Origin of the sequence: Klebsiella sp. WP8-S18-ESBL-06, from assembly GCF_014169755.1 — a bacterium.
GTDB lineage: Bacteria > Pseudomonadota > Gammaproteobacteria > Enterobacterales > Enterobacteriaceae > Kluyvera > Kluyvera ascorbata_B.
In genome coordinates, this window is sequence record NZ_AP022256.1 from 812209 (window position 1) to 826127 (window position 13919).

General features: G+C 56.6%; 12 protein-coding genes. 6 read left to right on the forward strand and 6 right to left on the reverse strand.

The annotated features are described in order from the left end of the window. Positions 1 to 1413 (forward strand): cell division protein FtsP, encoded by a 1413-nt coding sequence (gene ftsP / locus H7R76_RS03955; protein WP_106929677.1) that lies wholly within the window; start codon positions 1 to 3, stop codon positions 1411 to 1413. Between the two features lie 136 nt (positions 1414 to 1549). Beyond that, positions 1550 to 3766, forward strand: coding sequence for a YgiQ family radical SAM protein (locus H7R76_RS03960; RefSeq protein ID WP_182967013.1), 2217 nt, complete (start codon positions 1550 to 1552; stop codon positions 3764 to 3766). A 24-nt stretch (positions 3767 to 3790) separates the two neighbouring features. Here H7R76_RS03960 and H7R76_RS03965 read toward each other — a convergent pair whose 3' ends face one another. From H7R76_RS03965 to yqhD, 4 genes are all read right to left on the reverse strand, one after another. After that, on the reverse strand, positions 3791 to 4750 hold the full coding sequence (locus H7R76_RS03965) for a DUF3828 domain-containing protein (protein ID WP_182967015.1): 960 nt from the start codon (positions 4748 to 4750) through the stop codon (positions 3791 to 3793). Positions 4751 to 4797: 47 nt separating this feature from the next. Next, positions 4798 to 5274: an HIT family protein gene (locus H7R76_RS03970; protein WP_106929683.1), complete on the reverse strand. Its 477-nt coding sequence runs from the start codon at positions 5272 to 5274 to the stop codon at positions 4798 to 4800. Between the two features lie 81 nt (positions 5275 to 5355). Further along, positions 5356 to 6183 (reverse strand): 2,5-didehydrogluconate reductase DkgA, encoded by an 828-nt coding sequence (dkgA, locus tag H7R76_RS03975; RefSeq protein ID WP_182930014.1) that lies wholly within the window; start codon positions 6181 to 6183, stop codon positions 5356 to 5358. 102 nt (positions 6184 to 6285) lie between these two features. Next, the gene (gene yqhD / locus H7R76_RS03980; protein ID WP_182967017.1) at positions 6286 to 7449 is read right to left on the reverse strand and encodes an alcohol dehydrogenase; all 1164 of its coding nucleotides are present in this window, start codon (positions 7447 to 7449) and stop codon (positions 6286 to 6288) included. Between the two features lie 196 nt (positions 7450 to 7645). Between yqhD and H7R76_RS03985 the strand changes: the two genes are divergently transcribed. Then, the gene (locus tag H7R76_RS03985; RefSeq protein ID WP_106929691.1) at positions 7646 to 8536 is read left to right on the forward strand and encodes an AraC family transcriptional regulator; all 891 of its coding nucleotides are present in this window, start codon (positions 7646 to 7648) and stop codon (positions 8534 to 8536) included. Positions 8537 to 8649: 113 nt separating this feature from the next. On the opposite strand, the gene yghB is transcribed toward H7R76_RS03985, so the two are convergent. Both yghB and metC read right to left on the reverse strand, forming a co-directional pair. Next, positions 8650 to 9309, reverse strand: a complete 660-nt coding sequence (gene yghB, locus H7R76_RS03990; protein ID WP_106929693.1) for a DedA family general envelope maintenance protein YghB — start codon at positions 9307 to 9309, stop codon at positions 8650 to 8652. A gap of 243 nt (positions 9310 to 9552) precedes the next feature. Then, entirely contained in the window at positions 9553 to 10740 is a 1188-nt protein-coding gene (gene metC, locus H7R76_RS03995) for a cystathionine beta-lyase (RefSeq protein ID WP_182928513.1), read from the reverse strand. 251 nt (positions 10741 to 10991) lie between these two features. Between metC and exbB the strand changes: the two genes are divergently transcribed. From exbB to H7R76_RS04010, 3 genes are all read left to right on the forward strand, one after another. Beyond that, positions 10992 to 11723 carry a tol-pal system-associated acyl-CoA thioesterase gene (exbB, locus tag H7R76_RS04000; RefSeq protein ID WP_106929699.1) on the forward strand — a complete coding sequence of 244 codons (732 nt, stop codon included), beginning with the start codon at positions 10992 to 10994 and terminating at the stop codon, positions 11721 to 11723. A 6-nt stretch (positions 11724 to 11729) separates the two neighbouring features. Further along, complete coding sequence (gene exbD, locus H7R76_RS04005) at positions 11730 to 12155, forward strand: TonB system transport protein ExbD (protein WP_106929701.1); 426 nt, start codon at positions 11730 to 11732, stop codon at positions 12153 to 12155. 232 nt (positions 12156 to 12387) lie between these two features. After that, positions 12388 to 13839 carry a methyl-accepting chemotaxis protein gene (locus H7R76_RS04010; RefSeq protein ID WP_182930017.1) on the forward strand — a complete coding sequence of 484 codons (1452 nt, stop codon included), beginning with the start codon at positions 12388 to 12390 and terminating at the stop codon, positions 13837 to 13839. Positions 13840 to 13919: the final 80 nt, after the last annotated feature.

Below are 13919 nucleotides of genomic sequence, written 5' to 3' on the forward strand. Positions count from 1 at the left end.
ATGTCACTCAGTCGGCGTCAGTTTATTCAGGCTTCGGGCGTTGCGCTTTGCGCAGGCGCGGTGCCGCTGAAGGCGCAGGCCGCAGGGCAGCAGCCCGCGCTGCCGGTACCTCCGCTGCTGGAGTCTCGTCGCGGACAGCCCCTTTTCTTAACGCTACAGCGTGCGCACTGGTCTTTTAGCCAGGGCACCCGCGCGCAGGTATGGGGCGTCAACGGCCGCTACCTTGGGCCGACTATCCGCGTCTGGAACGGCGATGACGTTAAGCTCATTTACAGTAACCGCCTCACCGAAAATGTCGCCATGACCGTGCGCGGCCTGCAGGTGCCGGGGCCGCTGATTGGCGGCGCGGCGCGCATGATGACGCCTAATGCCGACTGGGCGCCGGTGCTGCCGATCCGCCAAAGTGCGGCGACCCTGTGGTATCAGGCCAACACGCCGAACCATATGGCGCAGCAGGTCTATAACGGCCTGGCGGGCATGTGGCTCGTGGAAGATGAAGTAAGTAAGTCCTTACCATTCCCCAGCCACTACGGCGTGGACGACTTTCCGATCATCATTCAGGACAAACGGCTGGATAACTTCGGTACGCCCGTTTATAGCGAACCGGGCAGCGGCGGTTTTGTGGGTGACACGCTGCTGGTGAACGGCGTGCAGGGCCCCTACGTCGAGGTTTCTCGCGGCTGGGTGCGCCTGCGCCTGCTCAACGCTTCAAACTCACGCCGCTATATGCTGCGTATGAGCGACGGGCGCGCGCTGCACGTGATTTCCAGCGATCAGGGCTTCCTGCCGGCACCGGTTTCGACGACCCAGCTGTCGCTGGCGCCGGGCGAGCGCCGCGAAGTGCTGGTCGATATGACCAACGGTGATGAAGTGTCCATCACCTGCGGCGAGTCTGCCAGCATTATGGATCGCATCCGCGGCTTCTTTGAGCCATCGAGCATACTGGTTTCCACGCTGGTGCTAACCCTACGCCCGACGGGCCTGTTGCCGTTAGTGACCGATAACTTACCGATGCGTATCCTGCCGACGGAAATACTCAGCGGTACGCCGCTGCGCAGCCGTGATATTCGACTGGGCGACGATCCTGGTATCAACGGTCAGCTGTGGGACCCGCAGCGTATTGATATTACCGCGCAGCAGGGCACCTGGGAGCGCTGGACGGTGCGCGCGGACGCGCCGCAGTCGTTCCATATTGAAGGTGTGATGTTCCAGATTCGTAACGTCAACGGCGCGATGCCGTTGCCGGAAGATCGCGGCTGGAAAGACACCGTCTGGATTGACGGCCAGGTCGAGCTGCTGGTCTACTACGGTCAGCCGTCGTGGCCGCACTTCCCGTTCCAGTTCGCCAGCCAGACGCTAGAGCTGGCCGATCGCGGCTCCATTGGCCAGATTCTGGTGAACCCCGCGCCGTAAGACATCGCTAAACAACCCGGCCGAGCGTCGCGACGCCGGGGTTATCAACGCGTTAAAAAATCCCGTTTCATAGAACGTCAATCGGGCTTATAATCCCCGACCTTTGATTATTTTTTTACCATTTTTTGGAAGCAACATGAGCGCTATCTCCCTGATCCAACCGGATCGCGACCTTTTCTCCTGGCCGCAGTACTGGGCCGCCTGCTTTGGGCCGGCGCCGTTTTTGCCGATGTCACGTGAAGAGATGGATCAACTTGGCTGGGATAGCTGCGACATCATTCTGGTAACCGGCGACGCCTACGTCGACCACCCGAGCTTCGGGATGGCAATTTGCGGCCGTATGCTGGAAGCGCAGGGCTTCCGTGTGGGGATCATCGCCCAGCCGGACTGGAACAGCAAAGACGACTTTATGCGTCTGGGCAAACCCAATCTGTTCTTCGGGGTTACCGCCGGTAACATGGACTCGATGATCAACCGCTACACCGCCGACCGGAAGCTGCGTCATGACGACGCCTACACCCCGGACAACGTGGCGGGCAAGCGCCCGGACCGCGCGACGCTGGTGTATACCCAACGCTGTAAAGAAGCGTGGAAAGATGTGCCGGTGATCCTCGGCGGTATTGAAGCCAGCCTGCGTCGTACCGCGCACTATGACTACTGGTCTGATACCGTGCGCCGCTCGGTGCTGATCGACGCCAAGGCCGATATGCTGATGTTCGGCAACGGCGAACGCCCGCTGGTGGAAGTGGCTCACCGCCTGGCGCTGGGCGAAAAAATCACTGAAATTCGCGATGTGCGCAACACCGCGATTATCGTTAAAGAAGCGCTGCCGGGCTGGTCCGGCGTCGACTCCACCCGTATCGACACCCCGGGGAAAATCGACCCCATTCCGCACCCGTACGGGGAAGACCTGCCGTGCGCCGACAACAAGCCGGTAGCGCCGAAAAAGCAGGAAGCAAAAGTGGTTACCGTACAGCCGCCGCGTCCGAAACCGTGGGAAAAAACCTACGTGCTGCTGCCGTCGTTTGAAAAAGTGAAAAACGATAAGGTGCTGTACGCTCACGCTTCGCGCATTCTGCACCATGAAACCAACCCGGGCAGCGCCCGTGCGCTGATGCAGAAGCAGGGCGACCGCTATATCTGGATTAACCCGCCGGCTATCCCGCTGTCGACCGAAGAGATGGACAGCGTATTTGCGCTGCCGTATAAGCGTGTGCCGCATCCTGCATACGGCAAGGCGCGTATTCCGGCGTATGAGATGATTCGCTTCTCTATCAACATCATGCGCGGCTGCTTTGGCGGATGCTCGTTCTGCTCGATTACCGAGCACGAAGGGCGCATTATTCAAAGCCGTTCTGAAGATTCGATCATCAACGAAATCGAAGCCATTCGCGACACGGTGCCCGGTTTTACCGGCATTATCTCCGACCTTGGTGGCCCGACGGCCAACATGTACATGCTGCGCTGTAAGTCGCCGCGCGCCGAGCAGACCTGCCGTCGTCTCTCCTGCGTGTACCCGGAAATTTGCCCGCATATGGATACCGACCATACGCCGACCATCAACCTGTATCGCCGCGCCCGCGACCTGAAAGGCATCAAAAAGATCCTGATCGCTTCCGGCGTGCGTTATGACCTGGCCGTGGAAGACCCGCGCTACATTAAAGAGCTGGCGACGCACCACGTCGGCGGCTACCTGAAGATTGCGCCGGAGCACACTGAAGAAGGGCCGTTGTCGAAAATGATGAAGCCGGGGATGGGCAGCTATCACCGCTTTAAAGAGCTGTTTGACACCTATTCGAAGCAGGCGGGCAAAGAACAGTATCTGATCCCTTACTTTATCTCCGCGCACCCAGGCACGCGTGATGAAGATATGGTGAACCTGGCGCTGTGGCTCAAGCAGCACCGTTTCCGCCTCGATCAGGTACAAAACTTCTATCCGTCGCCGCTGGCGAACTCGACCACCATGTATTACACCGGCAAGAACCCGCTGGGTAAAATTGGCTATAAGAGTGAAGACGTGGTGGTGCCGAAGGGCGATAAACAGCGCCGTCTGCATAAAGCGTTGCTGCGCTATCACGATCCGGCTAACTGGCCGCTGATCCGTACCGCGCTAGAGGCGATGGGGAAAAAGCATCTGATCGGCAGCCGTCGCGATTGCCTGGTCCCGGCGCCAACGCTGGATGAGATGCGCGAAGCGCGCCGCCAGAATCGCAATACGCGCCCGGCGCTGACCAAGCATACGCCGGTGGCACATCAGCGCCAGACGCCGACAGCGGCGAAAAGAGCTCCTGCCGCACAGCCGCGTAGGCCATCGGCCGACGCGATGAAAAAACGGGCCAAACCGGCGCGTTAATGCGCTGAGACCCGCGGTGTGTCATCAGGTTGATGGCGTGCCGCGGGTTGCTCTGTCCTCAGCGGCCACGCTGCGCAGCCGCTGTAAAAGGCTGCCTTCCCCGGGAAGAATCACATCTTCTATCACCCAATTATTCTCTATTTTGCTTAGCACGATATCGCGCTCGCCGGGTGTATTTTCGTTGAGCCAATACGCAACGTGAATTTTGGCCTGCCCGGTATTTTGCTCCACCACGTTCATGGCGATGATTTTTTGAAAGTCGCCCTCGCTGCATCCGCATAATGGGTTGCTATTGATATATTCCAGCGTGTGGGGATCTTCAAACGTTTTACCGCTATTGCCTTCCGCATGTTCATAATCGATGAGCGCCTGAAGCAGCGTTGGAGTCGCCATCGCCGTCCAGGGGACGGGAGAATGAGCAAGCTGCGCATAGACGCGCTGGACAAAAATCTGCGGCTGCGGATGCTGTAATCCCACGAGACTGGCGCGCATCCGTTGGTTTTCGGCATGGAGTCTTTGGTAGAGCGTAACGCCATTGCTGTCGCTATCGATTACGTCATCAATCCTCCAGCGATCGCCTTCGGCAATCAGCGTCAGCGTAATGAGCGTGAGGACCGCGCTATCGCTTTTTAGCGGATGAAAGCGCACCGTGACCTCGGCGTGCGTGGCATCACTTTGCGTGGCCTGGATGCTTTCCACAAAGGGGGATTCAAAATCCTGGCAGCCGCACATCGGGTCGTAATCCAGAAAGCCTTCATCACCCGGCAGGATATAGCGATCGTTTTCGTTTAATTCTTCGACCAGGCGCTGAGAGATAATTCGCGTTTCGCCCGTTTCACCAAAGTAGACGAACTGCTCATCGTTCAGATAGGCGTGGTAAAGCTGTTCAACGGTTTGTTGTGGTGAAAGCGTCGGCTGCGCCATGGCGCTGGTGCTCAGCCACAAGAGCGGCAGTAAAAACAACCCACGGATCATTTTTCCCATTCTGCATTTCCTTTGCATGATGCATGTTATCCCGACGCGCCTTAATGTTACCGGCTCTCCGATTTTTCCTGCATATCTCTGATTCTTTTTGCCAGCGCCGCCAGCTGTTCGTCATCCGCGCGTTCATGATCGTGTGAGGATAAATACCCTTCATACTGCGTGAAGAATTTTGTCTGCCGGTTTTCGATCGGCCGCCACTGGCGCATATCGCCGGTGCCGTGCATCGGGCTGAGCTTACTGTGCACATGATCGACGCCGAAGCCTTCAAAGAACATCCCCGTGCGCCCTACGTCATCGAAGGTGTTATCCAGTAATTTGGCGACCTTCTGCGTCGCCAGCACTAAATCTGCCAGCGCCTGCGGCGGCATATCGAATGCGTAGCTGGGGTAGTGTTTTTTAGGGATCACGACGGTGAAGCCTTCGGTATTGGGGAAAATCGATAAAAAGGCGAGATGATGTTCGTCTTCCCAGACCTTATGGCAGGGGGCTTTACCTTCAACTATCTGGCAAAAAATGCAGCTCATGGCATCCTCTCCGTTAACGTAGAATCGTTACTGTAGCAGACGCAGACAATAAAAAACCCGGCGTGAGCCGGGCTTGAGAGATTAACCGCCGAACTGGTCAGGATCCGGCCCTAAACGCTTGCGTTGATCCAGCGCGGCGATAGCGGTGAGCTCGTCTTTATCCAGGCGGAAGTCCCAGACGTCGAAGTTTTCGGCGATGCGCGACGGCGTCACTGATTTTGGAATCACCACCAGACCGCTGTCGAGATGCCAGCGAATGACGATCTGCGCCGGGGTTTTACCGTACTTGTCGGCAAGATGACGAATCACTTTCTGATCGAACACGCCTTCGCCCCCCTGTGCCAGCGGGCTCCACGATTCGGTCTGAATTTTGTGGGTGGCGTTCCACGCATTCAGCTGGCGTTGCTGCATCAGCGGATGCAGTTCAATCTGGTTAATCACCGGCGCAACGCCGGTTTCGTCAATCAGCCGCTGCAGATGCGGAACCTGGAAGTTACACACGCCAATGCTCTTGACCAGCCCCTGTTGTTGCAGCGCAATCAACGCTTTCCATGCGTCGATATAGTGATCCGATGCGGGCACTGGCCAGTGGATCAGGTACAGATCGAGATAGTCGAGCTGCAAATGTTCCAGGCTTTCCTGCAGCGCGTCGGCGGCGCGCAGATGGGAGTCATTCCACAGCTTGGTGGTGATAAACAGATCTTCACGCGCAATGCCTGCGCTCTTAATCGCTTTACCCACGCCTGACTCATTTTTGTAGGCGGCGGCAGTATCAATGGAACGGTAACCGACCTCAATCGCTTTGTGGATTGCGGTCACGACTTCTTCATTACTGGCCTGCCATACGCCCAGGCCCAGCTGCGGCATTACATTGCCATCGTGCAGTTTAATCACGGTTGGTTGTGTCATGCATTTCTCCTTTTCATCAGCTTATCGGGGCGTGCCCCGATAAGGTTTGTAGGATTAAGTCTGGTCTAAATATGCCAAAACGAAAGGTAAAGCGAGGATGGATTAGCGAGCGGCTTCGTAAATACGACGGCTCACGTCGAGGGTAATATCCTGATTTTCACCCAGTTTAGTCATACCGTGCTCTTCGAGTTTTTTCAGCAGTGCCGGGATGGAGCTGCCGTCCAGACCGTAGTCAGACAGGCGGGTTGGTACGCCCATTTTTTCAAAGAAGCTGCGGGTTGCGGCGATGGCGGCATCGATACGCGCATCGTCTGTGCCTTCGGTAATGTTCCATACGCGTTCGGCATATTGCAGCAGCTTAGCGCGCTTGGTGTCGCGTTTTTCATTCCACAGTGCCGGCAGCACGATAGCCAGCGTCTGCGCGTGATCCAGACCGTGCATTGCGGTCAGCTCATGCCCCAGCATATGGGTTGCCCAGTCCTGCGGCACACCCGCGCCGATCAGACCGTTAAGCGCCTGGGTGGCGGCCCACATAATGTTGGCGCGCACGGCGTAGTTTTCCGGTTCCTGAAGCGCTTTCGGGCCATCTTCGACCAGGGTCAGCAGAATGCCTTCGGCAAAGCGGTCCTGAATTTTACCGTCAACCGGGTAGGTCACGTACTGTTCAACGGTGTGAACGAAGGCGTCGACAACACCGTTAGCGACCTGGCGCGGCGGCAGGGTGTAGGTGTAAACCGGGTCCAGAATGGCGAACTGCGGCTGGACGTGCGCAGACATAAAGGCACGTTTGTCGCCGGTGGTTTTACGGGAGATGACCGCGCCTTTATTTGACTCAGAACCGGTCGCCGGCAGGGTCAGGACGGAGCCCATCGGGATAGCGCTTTTTACATTGCTGCCGTAGGTTTCGAGAATTTCCCACGGATCGATGCTTTCATCGTAGTGCGCCGCAGCGGCGATAAATTTAGTGCCGTCGAGTACGGAACCGCCGCCGACTGCCAGCAGGAAAGTCACCTTTTGCTCGCGGGCAATCTTCACCGCGTTCATAAGCGTTTCATAGGACGGGTTTGGCTCGATGCCGCCGAATTCCAGCACATCCAGGCCTTTCAGCGCGGCCAGAACCTGATCCAGGACGCCGGTTTTTTTCACGCTGCCGCCGCCGTAGGTAATCAGTACGCGGGCGTCTGCTGGGATCTGAGCGCGCAGATTTTCGATAGCGCCTTTACCGAACAGGATGCGGGTCGGGGTGTGAAGATCAAAATTAAACATTGCTCGTTCCCTTCTTGGTGGGTGAAAAACAAGGTGGCGAAAGGTCGCCGCCGAATGACATCATTGTGGTCCTCGTCGCCGTACCTCTCAATGCACATTTCTGCGTTTGTCTTGCCCATTTCTCCATATGGCTGGAGAATTACGTTAATGATGGTCACAATGATTGCGTTGGAAAAGGCATCTGGAGCCCCCGCTGATGAACCGTGACGAAATCTGTGCGCTGCTAACAGAGAAAATTAAGCAGCTGAAAAATAACGAACAAAATCTTCAGGCGCTGCTGCCGGAGATTCAGCTTATCTACGGCACCCGGCCAAACGGGCGCACGCCGGTGATGTACCGGCCGGGCATCGTTTTTCTCTTTTCCGGCTATAAAATCGGTTATATCAACGACCGTACCTTCCGCTACGATGCGAACGAATACCTGCTGCTGACGGTACCTTTACCCTTCGAATGTGAAACTTTTGCGACTGAAGATGCGCCGCTGGCCGGTCTGCGGCTTGATGTCGATCTGTTTCAGCTTCAGGCGCTGCTGATGGACATTGGCGAAGACCCACTGTTTCGCCCCTCGGTGGCGGAAAGCGGCATCAACTCGGCGACGCTGTCTGAGGAGATCCTCTGCGCCGCTGAGCGCCTGCTGGACGTGATGGAACGCCCGCTGGACGCTCGTATTCTCGGCAAACAGATTATTCGTGAGATGCTGTACCACGTGCTGACCGGGCCGCGCGGCGGCGCGCTGATGGCGCTGGTCAGCCGCCAGACGCACTTTAGCCAGATAGGCCGGGTACTGAAGCGCATTGAAAGCCAGTACACCGAATCGCTGAGCGTCGATCAGCTGGCCGCCGAAGCAAACATGAGCCTGTCAGCGTTCCACCATAATTTTAAGTCAGTCACCAGCACTTCGCCGCTGCAATATCTGAAAACCTATCGGCTGCATAAAGCACGGATGATGATGGCGCACGATGGGCTGAAGGCCAGCGCAGCGGCCATGCAGGTGGGTTACGAAAGCGCATCGCAGTTTAGCAGGGAGTTTAAGCGGTACTTCGGGCTCACGCCGGGGGAGGATGCGGCACGACTGCGTGGCATGTAATCAGGAGCCGGATAAAGAGGTTTGCCTGATAAGCGCAGCGCCATCAGGCAAACCCGGCGCACGTTGCCGGATGGCGGCGTAAATGCCTTATCCGGCCTATGTGTGCTATGCGATCAGGCGTCGCAATACTTTTTCTTGATAACCACAATCACCGTGCCGAGCAGCCCGACAACCAGCAGGAAAATCGGCAGAATCATCAGGAAGGTCATCACCTGATCTTCATGGCGCTTCACGAACGGAATCATGCTGATGGCATAGCCCAGACTGGTGACCACGCCCACCCACAGCAGCGCGCTTAGCCAGTTAAACAGCTGGAAGCGACGATTCGGCAGGCCGGAAATGCCCGCCATTGTTGGCAGCAGGGTGCGCACGAATGCCAGGAAGCGCCCGGCGAGCAGCGCCAGCAGGCCGTGGCGGTCGAACATACAGGTTGCGCGCTGATGGTATTTTTCCGGCAGCTGTGCGAGCCAGCCTTTTACCACTCGGGTGTTGCCCAGCCAGCGGCCCTGAATATAGCTCAGCCAGCAGCCGAGGCTGGCGGCGGTGGTCAGGATGACGAGGGTAGGGACGTAGCCCATCACGCCCTTGGCGATGAGCGCGCCCGCCAATAGCAATAGGCTATCGCCGGGGAGGAAGGAGGCGGGGAGCAGGCCGTTTTCCAGAAACAGAGTGGCAAACATGACCAGATAAACAACCCCCACGACGTGCGGATTCGCCAGGGCAGCAAAATCGTGCTGCCAAAGCGCGGCGACTATATCTTGAATAACGACCATGGACATTCCTGTGGAACAGCGTTTTCACTTATTGTACGCCCGAATTCTTAAGAACACCTTGATCCCGGACGCAACAAATGAAGCCGTATTGTTCAGCCTGGCTGACAATCACGTGAAATTTGTTTACGCCTGGCGACGAGGGCACTCGGGAACCGACTGTTCTCAACATCGGTGACGCCGCCGTAGGCTGCGCCAAAAACATTGCTAACCCGCCCGGCACTGACCATGCCGGGCCCGGCTATGTTACACGATGCGGGCGAATCCTGCCGCTAAATCCTCAATCAGATCGTCAACGTTCTCCAGGCCGATGTGAACGCGGATGAGCGTGCCCTCAAAATCAATCTTACCTTCAGGGCGGATGCTGGCGAGCTCTTCCGGTTGGTTGGCCAGAATGAGCGATTCAAAGCCGCCCCACGAGTACGCCATGCTGAACAGCGAAAAGTTATCGAGATACTGCGCCAGCTCATCGTTATTCAGACGTTTATTCAAAACGAAGGAGAACAGGCCGCTGCTGCCGGTGAAGTCGCGCTGCCAGAACTCATGGCCTTTGCTGCCCGGCAGCGCCGGGTGGTTAACGCGCGCCACCTGCGGCTGCTGTGCCAGCCATTCGGCAATTTTCAGGCTGCTTTCATGGTGCTGGCGCAGGCGCACGCCCAGCGTGCGCAGGCCGCGGCTGGTCATATAGGCGGTATCCGCGTCGAGCATCTGACCCATCAGGTAGGCATTTTCGCGCAGCTGCGCCCAGCAGCGTTCATTGGCTACCGCCGTACCGACCATGGCGTCTGAGTGACCAATTAAATATTTGGTGCCGGCCTGAATGGAAATATCGATATCGAAATCGAGCGCTTTGAACAGAATCCCCGCCGCCCAGGTGTTGTCGATCATGATGATCGCCTCGGGCGCAACGCTGCGCACGGCGGCAACAATCGCCGGTACGTCATGCACTTCCATGGTGATCGAACCCGGTGATTCCAGGAACACCACTTTGGTGTTGGGCTGGATCAGGCCAGCAATGTCGGCGCCAATCAACGGGTCGAACCAGCCGGTGCTTACGCCCAGCTTGCCAAGAATTTTGGTGCAAAAATCCTGCGTCGGCTCATAGGCGGTGTTGGTCAGCAGGACGTGATCGCCCTGCTCGACGAAGGCCAGAATGGTGTTGGCGACCGCCGCCGCACCGCAGGGGAAGAGCGCGCAGCCGGCGCCGCCTTCCAGCTCGCACATGGCCTCCTGGAGTGAGAAATGCGTGAGCGTCCCGCGACGGCCATAAAACAGCTCGCCGTTGGCGCGGTTACGGGTTGCCTGTTTCTTGGCGGCAACGGTCTCGAAAACCAGCGAAGAGGCGCGCTGAATCACGCTGTTTACCGATCCCTGGGTGTATTTTTTGCTGCGTCCGGCGTTAACCAGCGCGGTATCAAGGTGCTTGTCTGCCATCTTGGGTCTACCTGTTTTTATACGTCTGGACGTCTAAACTATCACGATTGTTCATGCGATGGCGCGTTGCAAACGCATACAGGAGAAAATTTTGCCAAAAAGCGCGCAGAAAACTTTTTTACTGCGTAAGCGCAAGGAAAATAAGTGTGATTTGAGTCAATATGTAAATACTAATGAGAACTACTATCAATTCGACGTTGTTTTGATATTATTGGTCTCAGATTTTGTGATTTATGTCCTGGAGATACACAGTGGGTAATAATTTGATGCAGGCGGATCTCTCCGTTTGGGGTATGTATCATCATGCCGACATCGTGGTTAAAGTGGTCATGATTGGCTTGATACTGGCATCCGTCGTCACCTGGGCTATTTTCTTCAGCAAGGGCGCCGAGCTCATTTCTCATAAGCGCCGCCTCAAGCGCGAACAGAAGCTGTTAGCCGATGCGCGTTCACTCAATCAGGCGCACGAAACGGCCGCCGCATTCGACGCCCGCAGCCTGAGCAGCCAGCTGATTAATGAAGCGCAGAACGAACTCGAGCTTTCGGCCGGTTCGCAAGACAACGAAGGCATTAAAGAACGTACCGGTTTCCGCCTTGAACGTCGCGTTGCGGCGGTAGGCCGTCACATGGGACGCGGTAACGGCTTCCTCGCGACCATCGGTGCTATCTCTCCGTTCGTCGGCCTGTTCGGCACCGTATGGGGCATCATGAACAGCTTTATCGGTATCGCCCAGACCCAAACCACTAACCTGGCGGTGGTGGCACCGGGTATCGCAGAAGCCCTGCTGGCGACTGCGATTGGCCTGTTTGCCGCGATTCCGGCGGTGGTGATTTATAACGTCTTCGCGCGTCTCATCGGCGGCTTCAAGGCCAACCTTAGCGATGTGGCCGCCCAGGTTCTGCTGCTGCAGAGTCGCGATCTGGATCTCAGCGCCAGCGGCGTGCATCCGGTCCGTACCGCCCAGAAATTACGAGTAGGTTAATGCCCCATGGCAATGCGTCTTAATGAAAATCTGGACGACACCGGCGAAATGCATGAAATCAACGTGACGCCGTTTATCGACGTCATGCTGGTGCTCTTGATTATCTTCATGGTTGCCGCACCGCTGGCGACCGTCGATGTCAAAGTGAATCTGCCGGCGTCTTCTAGCCAACCGCAGCCACGCCCGGAAAAACCGGTCTACCTGTCGGTGAAAGCGGATAAATCGATGTTCCTCGGTAATGATCCCATCACCGATGACAACATGGTCACGGCGCTGGAAGCGCTGACGGAAGGCAAGAAAGACACCACCATCTTCTTCCGCGCCGATAAAACGGTGGACTATGAAACGATGATGAAGGTTATGGATACGCTTCATCAGGCGGGCTATCTGAAGATTGGCCTGGTTGGCGAAGAGACCGTCGCGAAAAAATAATCACACCGGATGGCGCGCTCTGCGCCATCCGTTATATCTCCCTGGTAATATCATATTTATCTTAAGTCTTATTTTCTGCACGGCATTTCTGCTGATATTTAAATGTTATTTAGCAGTGCTTCATTCGCGTTATATATTTTTAACGTTAGAGTGGCTAGCCTGAAATAACCTTTCTACGCTTAATTCTGAACGCTAACAATAATATATAAACCTGCAGCGGACGGACATTATCATGGCCATAATATCTTTGCGACAAGCTGAAGGTACGCATCGTGACCTCATCTCGTTATCGACAATTCGTCAGAGGGCGGACCGCCTGCTGTTGGTGCTGGTTTGGGTTATGTGGTTTATTTCGCTCGCGGTGGGATGGCGCCATGATAATCCTGCTCTGGCGTTGCTGGTGGCAAGCTGTCTGACTGTCCTTGGCACCATCATGACGCTGCTTTTCTCCGGCAGACTGATCGCCCGGCTGGTTTATGCTGTTATTTTGATGGCCTACTCTGCGCTACTTATTCAGCTTGGTGAAGGGGAAACTGAATATCATTTTTCGGTATTTGTACTGCTCTCTGCGCTGCTGGCCTGGCGTGATTGGCGGCCGTTAATTATGGGCGCGGCGGTGATTGCGCTGCATCATCTGGTGTTTAATTATTTACAGCAATATGGCTTATTTCATATTGCCGTCTTTATGCACCCCGGCCTGCATATGGTGATTATGCACGGCCTGTTTGTGGTCGTGCAGACGGTATTCCTGGTCTTTCTGGCAGTACGCATGGAGCAGGATGCTCGCTCGGCTAGCGAGGTGGCGAAGCTGGCGGCGGTGATTAACCGCGAGTCGGGTTACCTGACGCTTGAGCGCGACAGCAAAACCAGCCGTTCGCCTTTTGCCCGTACCTTTAGCCTGACGCTCGACGCCATGCGAACGACGCTGGAGCAGGTCAGCGGCAACGTTTCTCAACTGCTGGATGCATCGCAAACGCTGCTGCAGCGCAATACGGCGCTGTCTGAACGTACGGACAGCCAGGCGCGTTCGTTGGCAGTCACCGCCAGCGCCATGGAACAGCTCGCCGCCGCCGCCTCGCTCACCAGCGAGAAGGCCAGCGAAGCGCGATCGCTGGCAGAGCAGGCCAGCGGCGTAGCGCGAGAAGGGGGAGAGAATATCCGCGCGGCGATGGCGTCCATGACGCACATCCGTGATGAATCGCAAAAGATCAGCGGCATTCTGGAGATGATTGACGGCATCGCCTTCCAGACGAATATTCTGTCGCTCAATGCTTCCGTTGAAGCGGCCAGAGCCGGCGCGCACGGCAAAGGGTTTGCCGTCGTGGCTGCCGAAGTGCGCACGCTGGCGCTCCGCTGTGAAGGCGCTGCACGCGATATCCGCCAGCTCATTTCCGCCTCAGTCGAGCGTACGCATCAGGGGAGTGAGCAGGTTGAGCGGGCCGGGAAAACCATGGCGGCGATCATCAGCAACATTGATAGTCTGCAATCCTGCGTCGACGTGCTTTCATCCATGAGCGACCAGCAGCGCGCCAGCGTTCTCCAGATGAAGGGCAGTATTGCCCACATTGATGCCAGCGTGCAGGAGAACGCACAGCACGTGGCGCAAACTATTCAGGTGGCGCATCAGCAGCAGCAGCAAACCGGGGAACTGAAGTCGGCGATTTCGGTATTCAGGCTGGTGTAGGCTCACAAAATCGAAAGGTGTATGACAAATCGTCCAGTTATGTGACAACTTTCGCAGTTGCCAGAAAACGTAATGCCAGT

What these genes read in the sequence shown, in the direction of transcription:
- ftsP (WP_106929677.1), top strand. Translation starts at nt 1, where the DNA reads ATGTCACTCAGTCGGCGTCAGTTTATTCAGGCTTCGGGCGTTGCGCTT.
- H7R76_RS03960 (WP_182967013.1), top strand. Translation starts at nt 1,550, where the DNA reads ATGAGCGCTATCTCCCTGATCCAACCGGATCGCGACCTTTTCTCCTGG.
- H7R76_RS03965 (WP_182967015.1), bottom strand. Translation starts at nt 4,750, where the DNA reads ATGGGAAAAATGATCCGTGGGTTGTTTTTACTGCCGCTCTTGTGGCTG.
- H7R76_RS03970 (WP_106929683.1), bottom strand. Translation starts at nt 5,274, where the DNA reads ATGAGCTGCATTTTTTGCCAGATAGTTGAAGGTAAAGCCCCCTGCCAT.
- dkgA (WP_182930014.1), bottom strand. Translation starts at nt 6,183, where the DNA reads ATGACACAACCAACCGTGATTAAACTGCACGATGGCAATGTAATGCCG.
- yqhD (WP_182967017.1), bottom strand. Translation starts at nt 7,449, where the DNA reads ATGTTTAATTTTGATCTTCACACCCCGACCCGCATCCTGTTCGGTAAA.
- H7R76_RS03985 (WP_106929691.1), top strand. Translation starts at nt 7,646, where the DNA reads ATGAACCGTGACGAAATCTGTGCGCTGCTAACAGAGAAAATTAAGCAG.
- yghB (WP_106929693.1), bottom strand. Translation starts at nt 9,309, where the DNA reads ATGGTCGTTATTCAAGATATAGTCGCCGCGCTTTGGCAGCACGATTTT.
- metC (WP_182928513.1), bottom strand. Translation starts at nt 10,740, where the DNA reads ATGGCAGACAAGCACCTTGATACCGCGCTGGTTAACGCCGGACGCAGC.
- exbD (WP_106929701.1), top strand. Translation starts at nt 11,730, where the DNA reads ATGGCAATGCGTCTTAATGAAAATCTGGACGACACCGGCGAAATGCAT.
- H7R76_RS04010 (WP_182930017.1), top strand. Translation starts at nt 12,388, where the DNA reads ATGGCCATAATATCTTTGCGACAAGCTGAAGGTACGCATCGTGACCTC.